Below are 20,419 nucleotides of genomic sequence, written 5' to 3'. Positions count from 1 at the left end.
AAACCCAATCTTTAACCGGCAAGAAATCACGATACAAGGCAGCCTCCGGGCTGCCTTCTTCTGGCTGATAGTTATATTCAAAACGTACCAGCGGCGGCATCGACATTAAAATCGACTCGGTACGCCCGCCCGTCTGTAAACCAAACAGCGTTCCACGATCCCATACCAGGTTAAATTCCACATAACGGCCACGGCGATAAAGCTGGAAATCACGCTCGCGCTCGCTCCACGGCAAAGATTTGCGACGTTCAACAATCGGCAGATACGCATCCAGATAACCGTTTCCTACGGCCTGCATAAAGCTGAAGCAATGGTCGAAATTCGGGGTGTTCAGATCGTCAAAGAACAAGCCGCCAATGCCACGCTGTTCATTGCGATGCTTAATAAAGAAGTAATCGTCACACCATTTTTTGTAACGAGGGAACACGTCGTCACCAAACGGCTGGCACAAGTCATGCGCCGTTTTATGCCAGTGAATCGCATCTTCTTCAAAACCGTAAAACGGCGTTAAATCAAAACCGCCGCCAAACCACCACACCGGATCACAGCCCGGCTTTTGCGCAATGAAAAAACGCACGTTAGCGTGGCTGGTGGGAATGTACGGATTGAGCGGATGCACGACTAACGACACGCCCATCGCTTCAAAACTACGCCCGGCGAGTTCCGGGCGATGAGCGGTGGCGGATGCTGGCATGGCATCGCCATGAACGTGGGAGAAGTTAACGCCCGCTTGCTCAAAGATATTCCCACCGCGCAACACCCGACTGCGCCCGCCGCCACCGCCTTCGCGTTGCCAGGTGTCTTCTTCAAACGTGGCACCGTCAACCTGGCTTAGTTGCTGGCAAATGGTGTCCTGCAATTGCAGCAGGAATTGTTTTACGGCGTGAATGTCGGGTGAGTTCATAGGGTTCAACGTTTTTTGCTGTGAGCTTTCTGGTTATCAAACCAATGGAAGTAACTAATGATGCCTGATGCAATGGCGCTGGCAATTTTCTGACGGAACGCCGGGGTGCCTAACAACTTTTCTTCACCGGGATTGGTGATAAAAGAGGTTTCCACCAGTACAGACGGAATGGACGGTGATTTCAATACCACGAATGCCGCCTGTTCGGTGTTACGACTATGCAGCTTATGCACCGGCTTGATTTGCTTGAGGATATGCGAGCCAAGCGTCAGGCTATTTTTAATGGTATCGGTTTGTACCAGGTCGAACAGCACCTGCTGGAGATACTGATCTTTGTGTTTTACCTTGCTGCCCGCCACATCATCGGCGGCGTTTTCTTTGTCAGAAAGGTATTTTGCCATCGCGCTACTGGCTCCGCGATTGGAAAGGGCAAACACCGACGCACCGGCAGCCGATGGGTTTGTAAAACCATCGGCATGAATCGACATAAACAAATCGGCACCGTGTTTATGGGCGATTTCTACGCGATCGTACAGCGGGATGAATTCATCGCTGGTGCGTGTGAGTTTGGCCTCTATCCCATTGCTTTTAAGAATGTTTCTTACATTTTTTGCAATGGCCAGAACGACATGCTTTTCTTTGGAACCATTGTGCCCAATCGCGCCGGTATCAATCCCGCCGTGGCCTGGGTCAAGCATCACTACTCTGCGGCCCCCCGATTTTTTGGTCGGTTTGCTGTGGTTAGTGGTGGTTTTAAGGGGTTTAGTCTCGGAGCTGGCCAAAGCCTTGTTTACGCCCGTTAACGTTAAGGCAGCCAAACCAGTAAGCAGTAACTGGCGGCGGGTGGTCAGGTGCGTCAGTGATTTAATTTTGCTCATGCGGCTAATATTTTTAACTTAAAAATTTCTGATAGGCATTTATAGCGTATCGCTAAACGGTAAACGACAAGCATTTTCCTGAAATGATTATCTTTTCATTTCAATAAATGAATGAGAGGGAAGTATGCCATTTTTTACCCACTTTTGCGGCAGATATTGGCTAAACGCCAAGTTAACGCCATAATCAGGTTTTTAGACTTTCAGGTGGCTAATACCATGGAAATACGTGTTTTTCGCCAGGATGATTTCGAAGAAGTCATTACGCTTTGGGAACGTTGCGACTTACTGCGTCCGTGGAACGATCCTGAAATGGATATTGAACGCAAACTCAATCATGACGCCGATCTGTTTTTAGTGGCCGAAGTGGGCGGTGAGGTTGTTGGCTCATTAATGGGCGGCTACGACGGACACCGCGGCTCTGCTTATTATCTCGGTGTGCATCCAGAATATCGGGGGCGCGGTATCGCCAATGCGCTGTTAAGCCGACTTGAGAAAAAGCTTATCGCCCGCGGTTGCCCAAAAATTCATATCATGGTGCGCGAAGAAAACGACCTGGTGATTGGCATGTATGAGCGCCTTGAATACGAGCAGCAGGATGTGGTTTTACTCGGCAAACGTTTGATTGAAGATCAAGAATATTAATGCCTTATCTATATCCACCTTCGGATTACGATACACACGGTAATCTGAAAACACCCTTTTTGTTTTGGTGCATCCTCCTGTTGCAGGCGCGAACCTGGTTTGTGTTAGTGCTGGCGGCGGCGTCCCGTCAACAGGGCGATGCCATTCTCGGTGTGTTCTACCCCGACCGCGACAATTTTTGGTATGGGCTTTTGCCCGGTGTTCCTGCGGCCCTGGCCTTCATGATTAGCGGTCGTCGCCATTTGTATCCGCGATTATGGTCAGCCTGGCGTTGGGTGTTAATCGCCGCGCAGGCGGGCGTTTTGGCCTGGCAACTTTGGTTGTTATGGCAGGGGGAAGAACTCACGCCGGTGACGTTAGCGCTGCTGATTGCCGATATTTTTGCCCTGTGGTGGTTGTGTACCAGCCGCCGATTACACGATTACTTCACCCTTAGCCGTGAATAACCTGGCACTTTTGGGAAAGTTTGCACTCCAAAGCGCGTACCCATGCTTAATAAAGGAATTTCTGATGAAAACTCTGCGCCTGATGCTAGTAGGGCTGCCACTGCTTCTGAGCGGTTGTTCGACGCTGTCTTCTGTCAACTGGTCTGCGGCAAATCCCTGGAACTGGTTTGGTTCATCGCTTGAAGTAAGCGAGCAAGGAGTGGGTGAGTTAAATGCCAGCACGCCGATGGATGAAAAGGCCGTCAGCAGTGCCTTGAATGACAATTATCGTCTGCGCAGCGGTATGAAAACCGATAACGGCGAAATTGTCCGTTTCTATGAAGCGATGGACGATAAAACCGTGATGGTTATCGTCAACGGCGAGAAGGGCACAGTAAGCCGCGTCGAAGTGCTAGACACCGCAATTGAAACAGCAAGTGGCGTGAAAATCGGTACGCAATTTAGCGACCTGTACGACAAAGCATTTGGCGCGTGTGTCAAAGGGACTGGAGATGATAGCGAAAGTGTTGAGTGTAAGGCTAAAGACAGCCAGCATATCAGCTACATTTTTAGCGGCGAATGGCATGGCGGGCAGGAGTTGATGCCGTCTGACGATACGCTCAAAACCTGGAAGATCAGTAAAATTATCTGGCGTCGATAAAAATAGCCGTTGGCTTGCGCCTTCTCAAGAAGGCGCTGCCGGAATTGGGTATCATAAGGGAATAAACGCCACGTAGAGTGGCGTGTGTTTTTTAGGAGGATTCATGTCTCGTGTTCAATCTGGCATTCTGCCAGAACATTGTCGCGCCGCCGTTTGGCTGGAAGCGAGCATTCAGGGCGATTTCGATGCCATTCGCCAGGGCTGCAAAACCTTTAATCAATCGCTCAGTGCGCTTCAGGATAAATTCCCGGATGCTAATTTAGGCGCGGTGGTGGCGTTTGGTCACGACTTATGGCGCGATTTAAGCGGTGGCGTGGGTGCAGCCGAGCTGAAAAACTTTGCTCCGATGGGCAAAGGCCTGGCTCCAGCGACTCAGCATGATGTGATGATCCACATTCTTTCTCTGCGCCATGATGTGAATTTCACTCTGGCGCAAGCGGCGCTGGCTGCATTTGGCGACGCGCTGAAAATTGAAGAAGAAATCCACGGTTTCCGCTGGGTTGAAGAACGCGACCTGAGTGGTTTCGTTGATGGCACTGAAAACCCGCAGGGCGAAGAGACTCGCCGTGAAGTGGCTGTGATTAACGACGGTGTGGATGCGGGCGGCAGCTACGTGTTTGTGCAGCGTTGGGAACATAATCTCAACCAGCTAAACCGCATGAGTGTTCACGATCAGGAAATGATTATTGGCCGTACTAAAGAGGCCAATGAAGAGATTGACGGTGACGAGCGTCCGGAAACGTCCCACTTAACCCGTGTCGATTTGAAAGAAAACGGCAAAGGGTTGAAGATTGTGCGCCAGAGCCTGCCGTACGGCACCGCCAGCGGCCCGCATGGCCTGTACTTCATCGCCTATTGCGCACGTTTACATAACATCGAACAACAGTTATTGAGCATGTTTGGTGAAACCGACGGTAAGCGTGACGGGATGCTGCGTTTTACCAAACCGGTTACGGGTGGTTATTACTTCGCACCTTCTTTAGATAACTTGTTGAACCTGTAGAATAAAATGGTGGATGGCGCTTCGCTTATCCACCCTACAAGTGCGTATCAAGCTTAGGTCGGGCTAGCGTTAGTGACGCCCGACAAATCCCCGCTAAAAACCTTATATCCCTTTCTTATTGCAAATCACCAAACGATATATAAAACCGTTACAGCTTTGACACTCGTTATAAATACACTGGTAACCATAAAGTTCGGCGGTTATCACATTTATAAGGGTGCCAAATGGTCAATACGTCAGTCAAAAAAGTCTGGAGTGCTCTGGTTGTTTCTGCGTTGCTGGCAGGTTCAGCTCACGCCACAGAACTGCTGAACAGCTCTTATGATGTGTCTCGCGAGCTGTTTGCTGCCCTGAATCCTGCGTTCCAGAAACAGTGGGCTGCGGAAAATAACGACGACAAGCTGGTGATTAAACAATCTCATGCCGGGTCATCAAAACAGGCACTGGCGATTCTGCAAGGTTTAAAAGCTGACGTTGTAACTTATAACCAGGTTTCGGATGTACAGATCCTGCACGACAAAGGCAACCTGATCCCCGCTGACTGGCAGACCCGCTTACCCAACAACAGTTCGCCGTTTTATTCCACCATGGCGTTCCTGGTGCGCAAAGGTAACCCGAAAAATATCCACGACTGGAGCGATTTGGTTCGCCCGGATGTGAAACTGATTTTCCCGAATCCGAAAACTTCTGGTAACGCGCGCTACACCTATTTAGGTGCGTGGGGGGCGGCGAACAAAGCTGACGGTGGCGATAAAGCCAAAACCGAACAGTACATGACGCAGTTCCTGAAAAACGTTGAAGTGTTCGATACCGGTGGCCGTGGTGCAACGACGACATTTGTTGAGCGTAACCTCGGCGACGTGCTGATTAGCTTTGAGTCCGAAGTGAACAACATTCGTAACCAGTACGCCAAAGACGGCTACGAAGTCGTGGTGCCAAAGGTCAACATTCTTGCTGAATTCCCGGTGGCCTGGGTGGATAAAAACGTTAAAGTCAACGGCACCGAAAAAGCCGCGAAAGAATACCTGAACTTCCTGTACAGCCCGGCGGCACAAACCATCATCACTGACTATTACTACCGCGTGAATAACCCGGAAGTAATGGCGAAGCTGAAAGATAAATTCCCGCAGACCGACCTGTTCCGCGTGGAAGATGAATTTGGCGGCTGGCCGGAAGCGATGAAAACCCACTTTGCCAGTGGCGGTGAGTTCGATAAGTTGCTCGGCAAGGGGCGTGAGTAATGTTTGCTGTTGCTTCTAAACGGGTGCTGCCGGGCTTTACCTTAAGCCTCGGCACCAGTTTGCTGTTCGTCTGTTTGATTTTACTGCTGCCACTCAGTGCGCTGGTGATGCAGCTTTCTGAGATGACGCTGGCTCAGTATTGGGAAGTGATTACTAACCCGCAGGTGGTGGCAGCTTATAAAGTCACGCTGCTGTCGGCGGGGGTTGCATCAATCTTTAACGGCGCGTTTGGCATGTTAATGGCGTGGATTTTAACGCGTTATCAATTTCCCGGCCGCAGCCTGCTCGATGCTTTGATGGACTTGCCGTTTGCACTGCCAACGGCTGTTGCAGGTTTAACGCTGGCGGGGCTGTTTTCCGTTAACGGTTGGTATGGCGAGTGGTTGGCGCAGTTTGGCATCAAAGTGACTTACACCTGGTTGGGTATTGCTGTGGCAATGGCCTTTACCAGTATTCCGTTTGTGGTACGCACCATTCAGCCTGTGCTTGAAGAACTCGGGCCAGAATACGAAGAAGCTGCGGAAACTCTGGGCGCGACGCGCTGGCAGAGCTTCCGCCGCGTGATTTTACCGGAGCTTTCTCCGGCGTTAATGGCAGGCGTTGCGTTGTCATTCACCCGCAGTCTGGGGGAATTCGGTGCGGTGATTTTCATCGCCGGGAACATCGCCTGGAAAACCGAAGTCACCTCGCTGATGATTTTCGTGCGTTTGCAGGAGTTTGACTACCCGGCAGCCAGCGCAATTGCTTCGGTCATTCTCGCCGCGTCATTGCTGTTGTTGTTCACCATTAACACGTTGCAAAGCCGCTTTGGTCGGCGCGTGGTAGGTCACTGATGACGGACGTAACTGAATTGAAAAGCTATCGCCGTACCGGTTTTAACTGGGGAAAATGGGCGCTGATTGGTATCGGCGTGCTGATTTCGTTTTTGCTGCTGGTGGTGCCGGTCGCCTCAATTTTTGCGCAGGCATTCTCGAAAGGTTTGATGCCTGCGCTGAACAATATTGTCGACCCGGATATGCTGCACGCAATCTGGCTGACGGTCATGATTGCGCTGATTACCGTGCCGGTAAACCTGGTGTTCGGTATTTTGCTGGCCTGGCTGGTGACACGCTTTGATTTCCCTGGCCGCCAGTTGTTACTCACGCTGCTGGATATTCCATTTGCGGTTTCGCCAGTGGTTGCCGGCCTGGTTTACCTGTTGTTTTACGGTTCTAACGGCCCGCTGGCAGGCTTTATGGACGAACATAATATTCAGATTATGTTCGCCTGGCCGGGCATGGTGCTGGTGACAATTTTCGTCACCTGCCCGTTTGTGGTTCGCGAACTGGTGCCGGTGATGTTAAGCCAGGGCAGCCAGGAAGACGAAGCGGCAATTTTGCTGGGCGCGTCAGGATGGCAGATGTTCCGCCGCGTCACATTACCAAATATCCGTTGGGCGCTGCTTTACGGCGTGGTGTTAACCAATGCCCGCGCCATTGGCGAGTTTGGTGCGGTGTCGGTGGTATCCGGTTCTATTCGCGGCGAGACATTCTCGCTGCCGTTACAGATTGAATTGCTACAGCAGGATTACAACACTGTCGGTTCGTTTACCGCGGCGGCGTTGTTGACCCTGATGGCAATCGTTACGTTGTTCTTAAAGAGTGCGGTGCAGTGGCGTTTGAATAGCCAGGAAAAACGCCTGCAACAGGAGGGGAATCATGAGCATTGATATTACCAATATTAAGAAATCTTTTGGTCGCACCCAGGTGCTGAATGATATCTCGCTGGATATCCCTTCTGGTCAAATGGTGGCGCTTTTAGGCCCATCGGGTTCTGGCAAAACCACGCTGCTGCGTATTATCGCGGGCCTTGAACACCAGAACAGCGGGCGTATTAGTTTCCATGGCACCGATGTGAGCCGTATTCACGCCCGTGATCGTAAAGTAGGATTTGTATTCCAGCATTACGCGCTGTTCCGCCATATGACGGTGTTCGATAACATCGCTTTTGGTCTGACGGTGCTACCTCGCCGTGAGCGCCCGTCGTCTGCGGTGATCAAACAAAAAGTCACCCGTTTGCTGGAGATGGTGCAGCTGTCACATCTGGCCGATCGTTTTCCTGCTCAGCTTTCTGGTGGTCAGAAACAGCGTGTCGCGCTGGCCCGTGCGTTAGCCGTTGAGCCGCAGATTCTGCTGCTCGATGAGCCATTTGGCGCGCTGGATGCGCAAGTGCGTAAAGAGCTACGCCGCTGGCTGCGCCAGTTACATGAAGAATTGAAGTTCACCAGCGTGTTTGTTACGCACGACCAGGAAGAAGCGATGGAAGTCGCGGATCGCGTGGTGGTGATGAGCCAGGGGAATATCGAGCAGGTTGATACGCCGGAAGCCGTGTGGCGTGAACCGGCGACTCGCTTCGTGCTGGAGTTCCTTGGCGAAGTGAACCGTATGAAAGGCATTGTGCGTGGCAGCCAGTTCCATGTTGGCGCACACCGCTGGCCGCTGGGCTTTACGCCGGCACATCAGGGGCCGGTCGATCTGTTCCTTCGCCCGTGGGAAGTAGATGTCAGTCGCCGTACCAACCTTGATTCGCCGCTGCCGGTGCAGGTGCTGGAAATCAGCCCACGCGGGCATTATATGCAGCTGGTGGTACAGCCGCTGGGTTGGTATGACGAACCATTAACGGTTGTGCTGCGTGAAGATCACGTTCCTGTGCGGGGTGAGCGTCTGTTTGTCGGCCTGCAACATGCGCGCCTGTATGATGGGAAGAACAGAATTCACAGTACTTATAATGGCCAGGTAGACCTCGCGCAATCCGCCTGATAAGTTTACTGAACAACACGACACGCAAAGGCGGCCCACGTGGCCGCTTTTCTTATTTTTTGGACAGGCAAGTGAATACCTTAGAAAGCACGATTGGCAATACGCCTCTGGTTAAATTACAGCGCACCGGCCTTGATAACGGCAGTGAAATTTGGGTAAAGCTTGAGGGGAATAACCCCGCAGGCTCGGTAAAAGACAGAGCAGCACTTTCTATGATTGTGCGTGCAGAAGCTCGCGGTGAAATCTCCCCAGGAGATACGCTCATTGAAGCGACCAGCGGCAATACCGGCATTGCGCTGGCGATGATTGCCGCGCTCAAAGGCTATCGCATGAAGTTGTTAATGCCAGACAACATGAGTATGGAACGCAAAGCGGCGATGCAGGCTTATGGCGCAGAACTGATTCTGGTGACGAAAGAACAGGGCATGGAAGGCGCTCGTGAACTGGCACGTTTGATGGATGAGCGAGGCGAGGGCAAAGTTCTCGATCAATTCAACAACCCTGATAATCCTTATGCGCATTACAGCACTACCGGGCCGGAGATCTGGCGGCAAACTCAGGGACGAATCACGCACTTCGTTTCAAGTATGGGAACGACCGGAACAGTCACGGGTGTCAGCCAGTTTATGCGTGAGCAAGACAAACCCGTCAAAATTGTTGGGTTACAACCAGAAGATGGCAGCAGTATCCCAGGGATTCGTCGTTGGCCAGAAGAATGGTTGCCGAAAATTTTCAACCCTACTCTGGTTGATGAAGTGATTGATATATCACAAGTTGAAGCCGAGAGAACCATGCGCAAACTTGCGCGTGAAGAGGGGATTTTCTGCGGTGTGAGTTCTGGCGGTGCGGTGGCGGGTGCATTACGTGTCGCTCAAGCCAACCCCGGTGCTGTAGTGGTGGCGATTATCTGCGATCGCGGCGATCGTTATTTATCAACTGGCGTGTTTGGCGAAGAGAGTTACTCGCAAGGCTCTGGAATCTGAGATTTTAAATACAAACAAAAACGGCACCACAAGGGTGCCGTTTTCTATTGTGCGGACAACTTACTTCTTGATGCGGATCACTGGGGTTTCGCCCACGGTCACGCTACCAGTCAGTTTGATCAGCTCTTTGATTTCGTCCATGTTGGAGATAACAACCGGAGTCAGGGTAGACTTCGCTTTCTCTTCCAGCAGGGCCAAATCGAACTCGATTACTACGTCGCCTTTCTTAACACGCTGGCCTTCTTCTGCGATGCGTTTGAAGCCTTCGCCTTTCAGTTCAACAGTGTCGATACCGAAGTGGACGAATAGTTCAATGCCGCTATCGGATTCGATAGAGAAAGCATGGTTAGTTTCGAAGATTTTACCGATGGTGCCGTCAACCGGAGCAACCATTTTGTTGCCAGTCGGTTTAATTGCAATGCCATCACCAACGATCTTCTCGGCGAAAACCACATCTGGAACATCTTCAATATTGACGATTTCGCCAGAAAGTGGGGCAACAATCTCAATGGTTCCGGTGTCTTTTTTATCATCAGAAACCAGAGATTTCAGTTTATCAAACAAACCCATGATCTTCTCCTAAGCAGTAAATTGGGCCGCATCCGGTGGATTAGCAGATTGTTTTTTCTTCAATGAACTTGTTAACCAGCGTCATTAACTCGTCCGTTGTCGGTTGAGCAAGAGCTTGCTCTGCTAACACCTTCGCATCTTCGAAGTTCGTGTTACGAATAATCTTCTTAATGCGCGGGATAGAAATGGCACTCATACTAAATTCGTCCAGACCCATACCCAGCAACAGAAGTGTAGCACGTTCGTCGCCTGCAAGCTCACCACACATACCGGTCCATTTACCTTCTGCATGAGAAGCATCAATAACTTGCTTAATCAGAGTCAGTACAGACGGTGACATTGGCTGGTAAAGATGCGAAATCATATCATTACCACGGTCAACTGCCAGGGTGTACTGCGTCAGATCATTGGTACCGATACTGAAGAAGTCGACTTCTTTAGCCAGGTGGCGAGCAATCGTGGCCGCAGCCGGAGTCTCAACCATCACGCCAACTTCGATAGTTTCGTCAAACGCTTTACCTTCTTCACGCAGCTGCGCCTTCATGATTTCAATTTCTGCTTTCAGTGCACGCACTTCTTCAACAGAGATGATCATTGGGAACATAATGCGTAATTTACCGAAAGCAGAAGCACGCAGAATAGCGCGTACTTGAGCGTGCAGGATCTCTTTACGATCCATCGCGATACGGATTGCACGCCAGCCCAGGAACGGGTTTTCTTCTTTCGGGAAGTTCATGTACGGCAGCTCTTTGTCGCCACCGATATCCATGGTACGTACGATAACAGCTTGTGAGCCACAGGCTTCAGCAACAGCTTTGTACGCCGCGAACTGCTCATCTTCAGTTGGCAGTGAATCACGGTCCATGAACAGGAATTCTGTACGGTACAGACCTACACCTTCTGCACCATTGCGCTCTGCACCGTCGATATCACGAACAGTACCGATGTTTGCGCAGACTTCTACCTGATGACCATCGAGAGTGATTGCTGGCAGGTCTTTCAGTTTCGCCAGTTCAGCTTTCTCAGAAGCAACCTGTTGCTGTACAGCACGTAGGGCTTCGATCTCGTCGTTGGTTGGGTTAACGTAAACTTTATTGTTAACAGCATCGAGGATCAGGTAATCGCCGTTCTTCACCTGGCTGGTAACACTACCCGTACCAACGATCGCTGGCAGCTCAAGAGAACGCGCCATGATTGATGTGTGGGAGGTGCGGCCGCCGATATCAGTGATGAAACCCAGCACCTTTTGCAGGTTGAGCTGTGCGGTTTCTGACGGAGTCAAATCTTTAGCGACCAGGATAACTTCATCCTGAATAGCGCTCAGGTCGATAATTGCCAGACCCAGAATATTTTGCAGCAGACGTTTACCGATGTCGCGTACGTCAGCCGCACGTTCTTTCAGGTATTCATCGTCTAATTCTTCCAGCGCAATGGCCTGGCCTTCGATAATTTCGTGAGCCGCTGCATCAGCAGTCACTAACTTATCTTTGATAAGGGCTATGATTTCCTGCTCAAGCTCTTCGTCTTCCAGCAACATAATGTGGCCTTCGAAGATAGCTTCCTTTTCTTCACCGAAGGTCTCGCCAGCTTTAATTTTGATCGCTTCTAATTGCGATGACGCTTTGGCGCGACCGCTTAAAAAACGTTCAACTTCCTGCGCAACTTTGTCGGCAGAAATTTTCTTCCGGTCGATGACAATTTCATCTTCCTTCAGCAAAAGTGCCTTGCCGAAAGCGATACCCGGGGATGCTAAAATGCCTGAAATCATAACCCTACCTTACTTGTGACTGATATTTACGAAGAACCCAGAACTTACTCGAGTTCAGCCATCAGTTTTACCAGATGCTCAACTGCTTTCTGATCGTCTTCGCCTTCAGCGGAGATGGTCACTACTGTACCTTGAGTCAGGCCCAGAGTTTGCAGTTTGAACAGGCTTTTCGCGCTAGCGCTTTTGCCGTTGGAGGTCACAGTGATCTCAGAAGTGAAGCCTTTAGCTTCTTTAACAAACTGAGCAGCAGGGCGGGTATGCAGACCGTTTGGAGCGGTGATGGTAACTTCTTGCTGGAACATTGTATTTCCCCAACTTATAGGTTTAGTGTTGTGGAACTAAAGTCTAGCCTGGTGGCAAAACTTTAGCCTGTATAGTTAGCGTCGACGTCACACTGTACGCGACACAGGATGCTTTCGGGAACCGCGAAATGTGCTCTGGCGTTCACCATGCGCTTAGCGGCTCGCTCGTCATTAATCATTATGCCGTGAAATGTGATTTTGCACCAAATCGTTAAATCGATTCAGCAGATATAGCTCACATTCCGATTAATTTCGCGCATCAAAATAATTTGCTGGATAGATACCAGACCTGACAGGGCGACGCAATGCCAGGGTAGGCAAAAGTTTGACGAACCCCACAAAAAAGCACCCTTGCGGGTGCTTTTTTACACATTTTTACCTGACTGGCATCACTGTTGCAGCTCTTTTTCAGTGAAAAGATCGGCGAACAGGGCAGTACTCAGATAACGCTCCCCGGAGGAAGGCAGTATAACCACAATATTTTTGTTGGTAAATGCTTCATCTTCCTGAAGTTTTAACGCTGCAGCTACCGCTGCACCCGATGAAATCCCAGCAAGAATACCTTCTTCTTCCATCAAACGGCGTGCAGTAGAGATTGCTTCGTCGTTGGTGATGGCGATAACTCTGTCGATAAGCTTAAGATCGAGGTTGCCAGGAATGAAGCCTGCACCGATACCCTGGATTTTATGCGGGCCTGGTTTGAGTTCTTCACCTGCCAGCGCCTGAGCAATCACCGGAGAATCTGTTGGCTCAACGGCCACGCTGATGAGGTCCGTTTTGCCTTTGGTGTTTTTGATATAACGGCTAACGCCAGTTAGCGTGCCGCCAGTGCCGACACCAGCAATGAATACGTCCACTTCGCCATCGGTATCTTCCCAGATTTCTGGGCCGGTGGTTTTCTCGTGAATTTCTGGGTTAGCTGGGTTGCTAAATTGTTGCAGTAGCAGGAATTTTTCTGGGTCGCTGGCAACGATTTCTTCCGCTTTCTGAATCGCTCCTTTCATACCTTTCGCGCCTTCTGTCAGTACCAGGTTGGCACCCAGTGCTTTCAGCAGTTTGCGGCGTTCAATACTCATGGTTTCAGGCATGGTCAACGTCAGTTTGTAGCCACGCGCTGCGGCAACATATGCCAGCGCAATACCGGTATTGCCGCTGGTTGGTTCGACTAACTCGACGCCAGGCTTGAGTACACCGCGTTTCTCGGCATCCCAAATCATATTGGCCCCGATACGGCATTTAACGCTAAAGCTCGGGTTACGGGACTCGACCTTCGCCAGGATGCGCCCATTACCGATGCGGTTCAGTCGAACCAGCGGCGTATGACCGATAGTCAGAGAGTTGTCTTCATAGATCTTGCTCATAACCCGTCCTTAACTGTATGAAATTTGGGAAACCTCATCAGCATACCTGCTTAGAAGTTATGCGGAAGTAAAGAAATCGCATATCTATATGTAGAAGGGAAATAAGCAGAAGCCAGAAGGAATAAGGAGCAGCATAAGCCGCTCCTGATAAATTACTTCCACATGGCATGTTTGGAGCGGTAACAATCAACCCACATCGCAGTAGCGCCGCAGACGGCAACTGGCATGATGACCAGGTTCAGGAAGGGAATCAGCGTAAACAGACTGACCAGCGAGCCAAACTGCATATTGATCACTTTTTTCTCTCGAAGTGAGATGCGCATTTCTTTGAAAGGCACTTTATGGTTATCGAACGGATAGTCGCAATACTGAATCGCCAGCATCCAGGCGCTGAACAAGAACCACAAAACAGGTGCAACGGTTTGGCCGATACCCGGAATGAAATAAAGCACCAGCAGCAGCAGTGCGCGTGGCAGATACCAGGCAAGCTTTTGCCACTCGCGCTTCATGATGCGCGGAATATCTTTCATGATGCCAACCAAGCCAGTATCCGGCGGAGTCGCGCCCGTCAGGCGTGCTTCAAGTTGTTCGGCCAGTAATCCATTAAATGGGGCGGCAATCCAGTTGGCTATGGTTGAAAACAAATAACCAAACACCAATAAGATAGAAATTACCGCCAGTGGCCAAATGAGATAGCTCAACCACTGTAACCAGTCTGGCACGTAGGAAAGAAGAGTGGGAACCCAGACACCCAGGCGAGTAAACAACCACCAAAATGCGCCACCCATCAATAAAATATTGACCAACAATGGCAAGAGTACGAAGCGCCTGATTCCAGGCTGATGTACCAGCTTCCAGCCTTGCGAAAAGTAATAAACGCCACTACGTGGCCCGGCTCCTGAAGGTGAAACCATATCTGAACGAACTCCTTTTTGGTCATTACAATGACGTGCAGAGTTATCATAACTGACTGCCAGGAGAAAAACTTATTAGGAAATGGTCGAAAAAACAGCAAAAAATCGATTTCAGTACATCTTTATGCTGAGAAAACCGTGCGCGCACTTGCACTTGAGCAGATGGGCAAATACTCTTAGTAAGTAAATGTTTGCCGCGGTGGCAAGGTGTTAGAACAACAGAGAATATAATGATGCAGGATTTGCGTCTGATATTAATCATTGTTGGCGCGATCGCCATAATAGCCTTACTGGTTCACGGTCTGTGGACGAGTCGTAAAGAGCGTTCATCCGTTTTTCGTGATCGTCCAATGAAGCGCATGAAGTCTAAGCGTGACGAACACGAGTCGGATGACGACGAGGCTGACGATGAGCAAGATGATGGAGTAGGTGAGGTGCGTGTGCGTCGGGTTAACCCTGCGCCGGAAATAGCTAATCGCGAGACAGAAATGCCTCGTCAGCCGCAAGCGCCTCAACATCAGTACGAGCCGCCTTACGCTTCTGCTGAGCCGCGTCAGAGTGCACCTGTGCGTCAACCTGAACCGGTAGCACCGCGTCAGGAAGCGCCTGTTGCGCCAGTACATCAGCCAGCTGTTCATCAACCCGTACAGCAGCCTGTTCAACAGCCGATTGCACAGCAACCGCAGCCAGTGGCTCCGCAAGCGCCCGTGCAACAGCCAATTGTTCAGCATGCTGAACCTGCGCCAGAGCCTGTGGTTGCACAACCTGCTCCGGCTCCTGAAGCGCCAGCTCGTCTTAAAGAGACGGTGATTGTACTGAACGTTTCGGCGCACGCTGGCAGCATGATTAACGGCGATGTGCTGTTAAACAGTATTCAGCAAGCGGGCTTTATCTTTGGCGAAATGAACATTTTCCATCGTCATCTCAGTCCTGATGGCAGCGGTCCGGTGCTCTTTAGCCTCGCGAACATGGTTAAGCCAGGTTCATTTGACCCAGAAAGCATGACGAATTTTGCAACGCCTGGCGTGACAATATTTATGCAGGTCCCGTCTTATGGCGACCCGACGCAAAACTTTAAGTTGATGCTCCAGTCAGCTCAGCATATTGCTGATGAAGTCGGTGGTGTGGTGCTTGATGACCAACGTCGTATGATGACGCCGCAGAAAATGCGTGAGTATCAGGACCGTATTCGCGAAGTGGTTGAAGCTAACGCGAGCCACTAGAATTCATCCTGAACATGTTTTCCCCTAAACCCCCGCATGTCGGGGGTTTTTTATATTGATGGTGCGATATGGACACAATCGAACAACAAATTACTCAACTGCGAACCACGCTTCGCCATCATGAATACCTCTATCATGTGCTTGATAACCCAGAAATCCCGGATGCGGAATACGACCGCCTGATGGGTGAGTTGCGAGCCTTAGAAGAAGCGCATCCAGATTTAATCACCCCTGACTCACCTACTCAGCGTGTTGGGGCGGCACCGCTAAGCGAATTCACTCAGATTCGCCATGAAGTTCCGATGCTGTCGCTTGATAACGTGTTTGATGAGGCGAGCTACCTCGCATTTAATAAACGTATTCAGGACCGTTTAAAGAGCACCGAAGCGGTGACTTTTTGCTGTGAGTTAAAGTTAGATGGCCTCGCGGTAAGCCTGCTATATGAAGATGGTGTGCTGATCAGCGCCGCGACGCGCGGTGACGGTACGACCGGCGAAAATATTACCGCTAATGTGCGTACTATTCGCGCCATTCCTCTGAAATTACGCGGTGAGAACATCCCTCGCCGCCTCGAAGTGCGCGGTGAAGTTTTCCTGCCGCAAGCAGGCTTTGAGAAGATCAACGAAGAAGCTCGTCGCACCGGGGGGAAAATTTTTGCTAACCCGCGCAATGCAGCGGCGGGATCCTTGCGCCAGCTTGATCCGCGAATTACCGCCAAACGTCCGTTAACTTTCTTCTGTTATGGCGTTGGCGTGCTCGAGGGTGGCGAATTACCCGCCAGCCATCACGGGCGTTTACAGCAGTTCAAAGAATGGGGATTGCCAGTCAGCGATCGCATTCGTCTTTGCAACACAGCAGAAGAAGTCCTGACGTTTTATCATCAGGTTGAGGCAGAGCGCCCGACTTTAGGTTTTGATATCGACGGTGTGGTTATCAAAGTGGACTCACTTGCTCTGCAAGAGACACTGGGTTTTGTTGCTCGTGCGCCGCGCTGGGCGGTGGCATTTAAATTCCCCGCCCAGGAACAAATGACCTTTGTTCGTGACGTCGAATTCCAGGTGGGACGCACAGGCGCCATTACGCCCGTTGCGCGACTGGAACCTGTGCAGGTTGCGGGTGTACTGGTTAGCAACGCCACTTTGCATAACGCTGATGAAATCGAGCGTCTAGGGTTAAGAATCGGCGATCGCGTGATGATTCGTCGCGCTGGGGATGTTATCCCGCAGGTTGTCGGCGTGGTGGAGTCTGAGCGACCGGAAAACACGACGGAAATTGTCTTCCCGGCACATTGCCCGGTTTGCGGCTCGGATGTTGAACGAGTCGAAGGCGAAGCCGTCGCGCGTTGTACCGGCGGTTTGATTTGCGGTGCGCAGCGAAAAGAAGCGCTTAAGCACTTTGTCTCTCGTCGTGCGCTGGATGTTGATGGCATGGGCGACAAGATAATCGATCAACTCGTTGAAAAAGAATACGTTCATACCGCCGCAGATCTTTTCAAACTGACCGCTGGAAAACTGACAGGATTGGATCGTATGGGGCCAAAGTCGGCGCAAAACGTTGTCGATGCGCTTGCGAAGTCGAAAGAAACGACTTTCGCCCGTTTCCTGTATGCGTTAGGTATTCGTGAAGTTGGCGAAGCGACAGCCGCGGGCTTAGCCACTTATTTTGGCACGCTTGATGCGCTGACAGCGGCTTCTATAGAAGAACTGCAAAAAGTACCTGATGTCGGCATCGTGGTTGCAACGCACGTGTTCAACTTTTTCGCCGAAGAAAGTAATCGCGAAGTTATCCGCCAATTGACCGAAGAAGCAGGCGTTCACTGGCCAGCTCCCGTCGTGATTAACGCAGAAGAAATCGACAGCCCGTTTGCCGGCAAAACCGTGGTTCTGACGGGCTCCTTAAGCATTATGTCCCGTGATGATGCCAAAGCTCGTTTAATTGAGTTGGGTGCTAAAGTTGCTGGTAGCGTGTCGAAGAAAACTGACCTGGTGATTGCCGGTGAAGCTGCTGGTTCGAAGCTCGTCAAGGCGCAAGAGCTGGGTATTGAAGTTATCGATGAAGCGGAAATGATTCGCTTATTAGGTGCGTGAGATGGATAAAGAGCAGCTTATCGAGATTGCCAATACCGTCATGCCGTTTGGCAAGTATAAAGGTCGCGTGCTGATTGATGTGCCAGAAGAGTATTTACTGTGGTTTGCTCGCAAAGACGAGTTTCCGCAGGGGCATCTGGGCGAGCTGATGCGGCTGACTTTGCTGATTAAGACCGAAGGATTGGAGGGGCTGGTGAAGCCCCTCAAAAGATAATTACGATTTACTATGCGTTTTCAGTGGCAGCTTTGGCTGCCACTTTTGTTTCTTGCTGATAACGACGAGCGAGAACCGCACATATCATTAACTGCAACTGATGGAAGATCATTAGCGGCAGCACCATCATCCCCACGCTTGCAACCGGGAATAGAATATTCGCCATTGGAATACCATTCGCCAGGCTCTTTTTCGAGCCACAGAACACAATCGTAATCTCATCCGCTTTGCTAAAGCCCAGACGTCTGGCGACAAACATATTGACGCTGATAATAATCGCCAGCAATACCAGGCTCACGACCACAATAAACAGCAGCGAGCCAATACCCACTTTGTGCCAGATCCCATGTCTTACGGCTTCGCTAAATGCCGTGTAGATCACCAGCAGTATTGAAGTTTGATCGGTTTTACCAATCCACTTTTTGTGGCGCGCAACCCAATCACCAATCAACGGACGTGACAGATGTCCCGCCACGAATGGCACCAGTAACTGCAACATGATGCTGCCAACTTGCTGCAAACTGCCGCTCGCGCCATGAACATGCATGACCATGCCAACCAACAGTGGTGACAGGAAAATACCGAGTAGGCTGGACGCAGAAGCCGCACACACTGCCGCCGCAACGTTGCCCCCGGCAAGGGAGGTAAATGCGATGGCCGATTGCACCGTGGCGGGCAAAATACACAGATATAAAAAGCCGGTATAAATTTCAGGGCTGACATTAACCGGTGCCCACCACGCAAACAACACGCCCAGGACGGGGAACAACACAAACGTGCTACACATCACCCACAGGTGCAAACGCCAGTGGCTACTGCCTGCAATTATCGCTTCACGGGAAAGCTTTGCGCCGTGCATAAAGAACAGTAACGCGATGGCAGCCGTCGTCAGTCCTTCAAAAAAACCAACATAACTCCCCTGGGCAGGGAAGAAAGACGCCAGTAATACAGTGACAATCAATGTCAGTGTGAATGGATCGAGTACGCGAAAGAGTTTCATCATCATTCCTCAAACTTTTGATAAGGCATTGTGCTTTTATTGTTTTTAGAAATAAAATTGATTTATTGAATGCATTAATGAATTTATTAAATGAATTATTCACTACGTCAGTTAAAAGTCTTTGTCGCGGTCGCTCATGCCGGAAGTTTTAGCCGGGCAGGGGAGCAAATTGGCCTGAGCCAGTCAGCAGTTAGCCACAGCGTGAAAGAGCTTGAGAGCGAAATTGGCGTGAAGCTTTTGGATCGCACCACGCGAGAAGTGGTGTTGACGCAAGCTGGCCAGCAACTGGCAGCACGCCTCGAACGCCTCCTGGAAGAATTAACCAGCACCTTACTGGATACGCGCAGTGTAGGGCATCAGTTAAGCGGAACGGTGCGTGTTGCTGCAAGCCAGACGATTTCTGCTCATTTGATGCCGCAATCTATTGCTGCTGCGGCACTGGAATTTCCCGCGATTCGATTTGTGCTTCACGACCGCCCTCAGCAATGGGTGTTGCAAAGCATTTATCAGGGGGAAGTGGATTTTGGCATGGTCATCGACCCGATTCAGGCAAATGATCTGGACTGTGAGGCGGTGCTTTCAGAACCTTTTTTACTGTTGTGTCGGAATGACCACCCATTAGCGGCTCAGGAGCAGGTCCCCTGGCAGGCGCTGCAAGGTGCAAATCTGGTACTACAGGACTACGCGTCGGGAAGCCGTCCGCTGATTGATGATGCGCTGTTACGTCAGGGTATTGAGACCAATATTGTTCAACAAATAGGCCACCCGGCAACGCTTTTCCCGATGGTGGAAGCGGGAATTGGCATCAGCGTACTTCCCGCGCTGGCATTGCCTCTTCCACAGGGGCGCCCGCTGGTTGTCAGGCCACTTATTCCGGTCGTGGACAGGCAGTTAATGCTGGTGCGACGTAAAAATCGTTCCCTGTCACGAGCGGCGGAAGCCATCTGGCAGGTGGTTCGCCAACAGGCGCAGCAGTTAACCGCGGCCCGGTCAGGCGACCCACTTTTTAACCACGATTAGATATAGATATCAATCTGATGATCTTCAGACGGTTTATTCACGCCTTCCACTCTTGACTGCTGCTGTTCCTGCTTTTGTTGAGCTTGTTCTACTTGTTGGCGCTGTAGCTGCGCAAGCTGTGCCTGGAGCATTTTAATTTGCGCCTGAATTAACTCTTGCTGCTTTTGTTTTTCTTCGGTTGTCCCGCTGCCGTTAGCAATATCTTTCGCTTGTTGTGTCAGCTTGGTGATTTGCTGCGTGATGCGGGTGATTTGCGACGCCAGATCGTTGCCGCCTGAGCTTTTGGAAGCTGTGCTGCTTGTTTGTGGAGAAGGTGTTGATGTGTTGATTGTGCTACTCATAATAATTCCTTAAAGGATTGATTAGAGCAGTTATCGGCTTGATGTGGATAAATCTTGAGTGGAAAGAGTGGGTAAATTGCGCAT

The 20,419-nt window shown here is 50.7% G+C and carries 22 protein-coding genes; 13 read left to right on the top strand and 9 right to left on the bottom strand.

What is annotated here, in order from left to right; translation table 11 throughout:
* On the bottom strand, positions 1–904 hold a 904-nt coding region (gene hemF / locus GBAG_RS14715), incomplete at its 3' end, for an oxygen-dependent coproporphyrinogen oxidase (RefSeq protein ID WP_034497512.1).
* Between the two features lie 5 nt (positions 905–909).
* Positions 910–1,782, bottom strand: a complete 873-nt coding sequence (amiA, locus tag GBAG_RS14710) for an N-acetylmuramoyl-L-alanine amidase AmiA (RefSeq protein WP_034497509.1) — start codon at positions 1,780–1,782, stop codon at positions 910–912.
* A gap of 216 nt (positions 1,783–1,998) precedes the next feature.
* Here amiA and GBAG_RS14705 point away from each other — a divergent pair, with 216 nt between their 5' ends.
* The 9 genes from GBAG_RS14705 to cysM all read left to right on the top strand — a co-directional run bounded on the left by GBAG_RS14705 (position 1,999) and on the right by cysM (position 9,535).
* Complete coding sequence (locus GBAG_RS14705; RefSeq protein WP_034497507.1) at positions 1,999–2,424, top strand: GNAT family acetyltransferase; 426 nt, start codon at positions 1,999–2,001, stop codon at positions 2,422–2,424.
* Positions 2,424–2,870 carry a DUF2919 domain-containing protein gene (locus GBAG_RS14700; RefSeq protein ID WP_034497505.1) on the top strand — a complete coding sequence of 149 codons (447 nt, stop codon included), beginning with the start codon at positions 2,424–2,426 and terminating at the stop codon, positions 2,868–2,870. Before GBAG_RS14705 ends, GBAG_RS14700 begins: the two co-directional genes overlap by 1 nt.
* A gap of 64 nt (positions 2,871–2,934) precedes the next feature.
* On the top strand, positions 2,935–3,510 hold the full coding sequence (locus GBAG_RS14695) for an RpoE-regulated lipoprotein (RefSeq protein WP_034497502.1): 576 nt from the start codon (positions 2,935–2,937) through the stop codon (positions 3,508–3,510).
* 103 nt (positions 3,511–3,613) lie between these two features.
* Positions 3,614–4,513: a Dyp-type peroxidase gene (locus GBAG_RS14690; protein WP_034497500.1), complete on the top strand. Its 900-nt coding sequence runs from the start codon at positions 3,614–3,616 to the stop codon at positions 4,511–4,513.
* 224 nt (positions 4,514–4,737) lie between these two features.
* Positions 4,738–5,754 carry a sulfate ABC transporter substrate-binding protein gene (locus GBAG_RS14685; protein ID WP_034497498.1) on the top strand — a complete coding sequence of 339 codons (1,017 nt, stop codon included), beginning with the start codon at positions 4,738–4,740 and terminating at the stop codon, positions 5,752–5,754.
* Entirely contained in the window at positions 5,754–6,587 is an 834-nt protein-coding gene (cysT, locus tag GBAG_RS14680; RefSeq protein ID WP_034497495.1) for a sulfate/thiosulfate ABC transporter permease CysT, read from the top strand. The genes GBAG_RS14685 and cysT overlap by 1 nt, the downstream gene beginning before the upstream one ends.
* On the top strand, positions 6,587–7,462 hold the full coding sequence (cysW, locus tag GBAG_RS14675; RefSeq protein WP_034497493.1) for a sulfate/thiosulfate ABC transporter permease CysW: 876 nt from the start codon (positions 6,587–6,589) through the stop codon (positions 7,460–7,462). Before cysT ends, cysW begins: the two co-directional genes overlap by 1 nt.
* Positions 7,452–8,552 (top strand): sulfate/thiosulfate ABC transporter ATP-binding protein CysA, encoded by a 1,101-nt coding sequence (gene cysA / locus GBAG_RS14670; RefSeq protein ID WP_034497491.1) that lies wholly within the window; start codon positions 7,452–7,454, stop codon positions 8,550–8,552. Before cysW ends, cysA begins: the two co-directional genes overlap by 11 nt.
* A gap of 71 nt (positions 8,553–8,623) precedes the next feature.
* Complete coding sequence (cysM, locus tag GBAG_RS14665) at positions 8,624–9,535, top strand: cysteine synthase CysM (protein WP_034497489.1); 912 nt, start codon at positions 8,624–8,626, stop codon at positions 9,533–9,535.
* Positions 9,536–9,595: 60 nt separating this feature from the next.
* Here cysM and crr read toward each other — a convergent pair whose 3' ends face one another.
* The 5 genes from crr to cysZ all read right to left on the bottom strand — a co-directional run bounded on the left by crr (position 9,596) and on the right by cysZ (position 14,450).
* Positions 9,596–10,105, bottom strand: coding sequence for a PTS glucose transporter subunit IIA (crr, locus tag GBAG_RS14660; protein ID WP_034459029.1), 510 nt, complete (start codon positions 10,103–10,105; stop codon positions 9,596–9,598).
* Between the two features lie 40 nt (positions 10,106–10,145).
* Entirely contained in the window at positions 10,146–11,873 is a 1,728-nt protein-coding gene (gene ptsI, locus GBAG_RS14655; RefSeq protein ID WP_034497487.1) for a phosphoenolpyruvate-protein phosphotransferase PtsI, read from the bottom strand.
* Between the two features lie 44 nt (positions 11,874–11,917).
* Entirely contained in the window at positions 11,918–12,175 is a 258-nt protein-coding gene (ptsH, locus tag GBAG_RS14650; RefSeq protein ID WP_034459025.1) for a phosphocarrier protein Hpr, read from the bottom strand.
* Between the two features lie 389 nt (positions 12,176–12,564).
* A complete protein-coding gene (cysK, locus tag GBAG_RS14645; RefSeq protein ID WP_034497484.1) occupies positions 12,565–13,536 on the bottom strand; it encodes a cysteine synthase A in 972 nt (323 codons plus the stop codon).
* 152 nt (positions 13,537–13,688) lie between these two features.
* Complete coding sequence (gene cysZ, locus GBAG_RS14640) at positions 13,689–14,450, bottom strand: sulfate transporter CysZ (protein ID WP_034497482.1); 762 nt, start codon at positions 14,448–14,450, stop codon at positions 13,689–13,691.
* 230 nt (positions 14,451–14,680) lie between these two features.
* Here cysZ and zipA point away from each other — a divergent pair, with 230 nt between their 5' ends.
* The 3 genes from zipA (at position 14,681) to GBAG_RS14625 (ending at position 17,974) form a co-directional block, all read left to right on the top strand.
* On the top strand, positions 14,681–15,673 hold the full coding sequence (gene zipA / locus GBAG_RS14635; RefSeq protein ID WP_034497480.1) for a cell division protein ZipA: 993 nt from the start codon (positions 14,681–14,683) through the stop codon (positions 15,671–15,673).
* Positions 15,674–15,741: 68 nt separating this feature from the next.
* Positions 15,742–17,760, top strand: coding sequence for an NAD-dependent DNA ligase LigA (ligA, locus tag GBAG_RS14630; protein WP_034497478.1), 2,019 nt, complete (start codon positions 15,742–15,744; stop codon positions 17,758–17,760).
* 1 nt (position 17,761) lies between these two features.
* The gene (locus GBAG_RS14625) at positions 17,762–17,974 is read left to right on the top strand and encodes a DUF3820 family protein (RefSeq protein ID WP_034497476.1); all 213 of its coding nucleotides are present in this window, start codon (positions 17,762–17,764) and stop codon (positions 17,972–17,974) included.
* A gap of 10 nt (positions 17,975–17,984) precedes the next feature.
* Here the strand turns inward: GBAG_RS14625 and GBAG_RS14620 are convergent, their stop codons facing one another.
* Positions 17,985–18,974, bottom strand: coding sequence for a bile acid:sodium symporter family protein (locus tag GBAG_RS14620; protein WP_034497473.1), 990 nt, complete (start codon positions 18,972–18,974; stop codon positions 17,985–17,987).
* 90 nt (positions 18,975–19,064) lie between these two features.
* On the opposite strand from GBAG_RS14620, the gene GBAG_RS14615 reads away from it, so the two are divergent.
* Positions 19,065–19,994: a LysR family transcriptional regulator gene (locus tag GBAG_RS14615; RefSeq protein ID WP_034497470.1), complete on the top strand. Its 930-nt coding sequence runs from the start codon at positions 19,065–19,067 to the stop codon at positions 19,992–19,994.
* Here the strand turns inward: GBAG_RS14615 and GBAG_RS14610 are convergent.
* A complete protein-coding gene (locus tag GBAG_RS14610; protein WP_034497467.1) occupies positions 19,991–20,335 on the bottom strand; it encodes a FlxA-like family protein in 345 nt (114 codons plus the stop codon). The two genes, GBAG_RS14615 and GBAG_RS14610, sit on opposite strands and share 4 nt — an antisense overlap.
* Positions 20,336–20,419: the final 84 nt, after the last annotated feature.

It is taken from the genome of Buttiauxella agrestis ATCC 33320 (assembly GCF_000735355.1).
Lineage (GTDB): Bacteria > Pseudomonadota > Gammaproteobacteria > Enterobacterales > Enterobacteriaceae > Buttiauxella > Buttiauxella agrestis.
This window is presented reverse-complemented; position numbering and strand designations above follow the sequence as displayed.

What these genes read in the sequence shown, in the direction of transcription:
- amiA (WP_034497509.1), bottom strand. Translation starts at nt 1,782, where the DNA reads ATGAGCAAAATTAAATCACTGACGCACCTGACCACCCGCCGCCAGTTA.
- GBAG_RS14705 (WP_034497507.1), top strand. Translation starts at nt 1,999, where the DNA reads ATGGAAATACGTGTTTTTCGCCAGGATGATTTCGAAGAAGTCATTACG.
- GBAG_RS14700 (WP_034497505.1), top strand. Translation starts at nt 2,424, where the DNA reads ATGCCTTATCTATATCCACCTTCGGATTACGATACACACGGTAATCTG.
- GBAG_RS14695 (WP_034497502.1), top strand. Translation starts at nt 2,935, where the DNA reads ATGAAAACTCTGCGCCTGATGCTAGTAGGGCTGCCACTGCTTCTGAGC.
- GBAG_RS14690 (WP_034497500.1), top strand. Translation starts at nt 3,614, where the DNA reads ATGTCTCGTGTTCAATCTGGCATTCTGCCAGAACATTGTCGCGCCGCC.
- GBAG_RS14685 (WP_034497498.1), top strand. Translation starts at nt 4,738, where the DNA reads ATGGTCAATACGTCAGTCAAAAAAGTCTGGAGTGCTCTGGTTGTTTCT.
- cysT (WP_034497495.1), top strand. Translation starts at nt 5,754, where the DNA reads ATGTTTGCTGTTGCTTCTAAACGGGTGCTGCCGGGCTTTACCTTAAGC.
- cysW (WP_034497493.1), top strand. Translation starts at nt 6,587, where the DNA reads ATGACGGACGTAACTGAATTGAAAAGCTATCGCCGTACCGGTTTTAAC.
- cysA (WP_034497491.1), top strand. Translation starts at nt 7,452, where the DNA reads ATGAGCATTGATATTACCAATATTAAGAAATCTTTTGGTCGCACCCAG.
- crr (WP_034459029.1), bottom strand. Translation starts at nt 10,105, where the DNA reads ATGGGTTTGTTTGATAAACTGAAATCTCTGGTTTCTGATGATAAAAAA.
- ptsI (WP_034497487.1), bottom strand. Translation starts at nt 11,873, where the DNA reads ATGATTTCAGGCATTTTAGCATCCCCGGGTATCGCTTTCGGCAAGGCA.
- ptsH (WP_034459025.1), bottom strand. Translation starts at nt 12,175, where the DNA reads ATGTTCCAGCAAGAAGTTACCATCACCGCTCCAAACGGTCTGCATACC.
- cysK (WP_034497484.1), bottom strand. Translation starts at nt 13,536, where the DNA reads ATGAGCAAGATCTATGAAGACAACTCTCTGACTATCGGTCATACGCCG.
- cysZ (WP_034497482.1), bottom strand. Translation starts at nt 14,450, where the DNA reads ATGGTTTCACCTTCAGGAGCCGGGCCACGTAGTGGCGTTTATTACTTT.
- zipA (WP_034497480.1), top strand. Translation starts at nt 14,681, where the DNA reads ATGATGCAGGATTTGCGTCTGATATTAATCATTGTTGGCGCGATCGCC.
- ligA (WP_034497478.1), top strand. Translation starts at nt 15,742, where the DNA reads ATGGACACAATCGAACAACAAATTACTCAACTGCGAACCACGCTTCGC.
- GBAG_RS14625 (WP_034497476.1), top strand. Translation starts at nt 17,762, where the DNA reads ATGGATAAAGAGCAGCTTATCGAGATTGCCAATACCGTCATGCCGTTT.
- GBAG_RS14620 (WP_034497473.1), bottom strand. Translation starts at nt 18,974, where the DNA reads ATGAAACTCTTTCGCGTACTCGATCCATTCACACTGACATTGATTGTC.
- GBAG_RS14615 (WP_034497470.1), top strand. Translation starts at nt 19,065, where the DNA reads ATGAATTATTCACTACGTCAGTTAAAAGTCTTTGTCGCGGTCGCTCAT.
- GBAG_RS14610 (WP_034497467.1), bottom strand. Translation starts at nt 20,335, where the DNA reads ATGAGTAGCACAATCAACACATCAACACCTTCTCCACAAACAAGCAGC.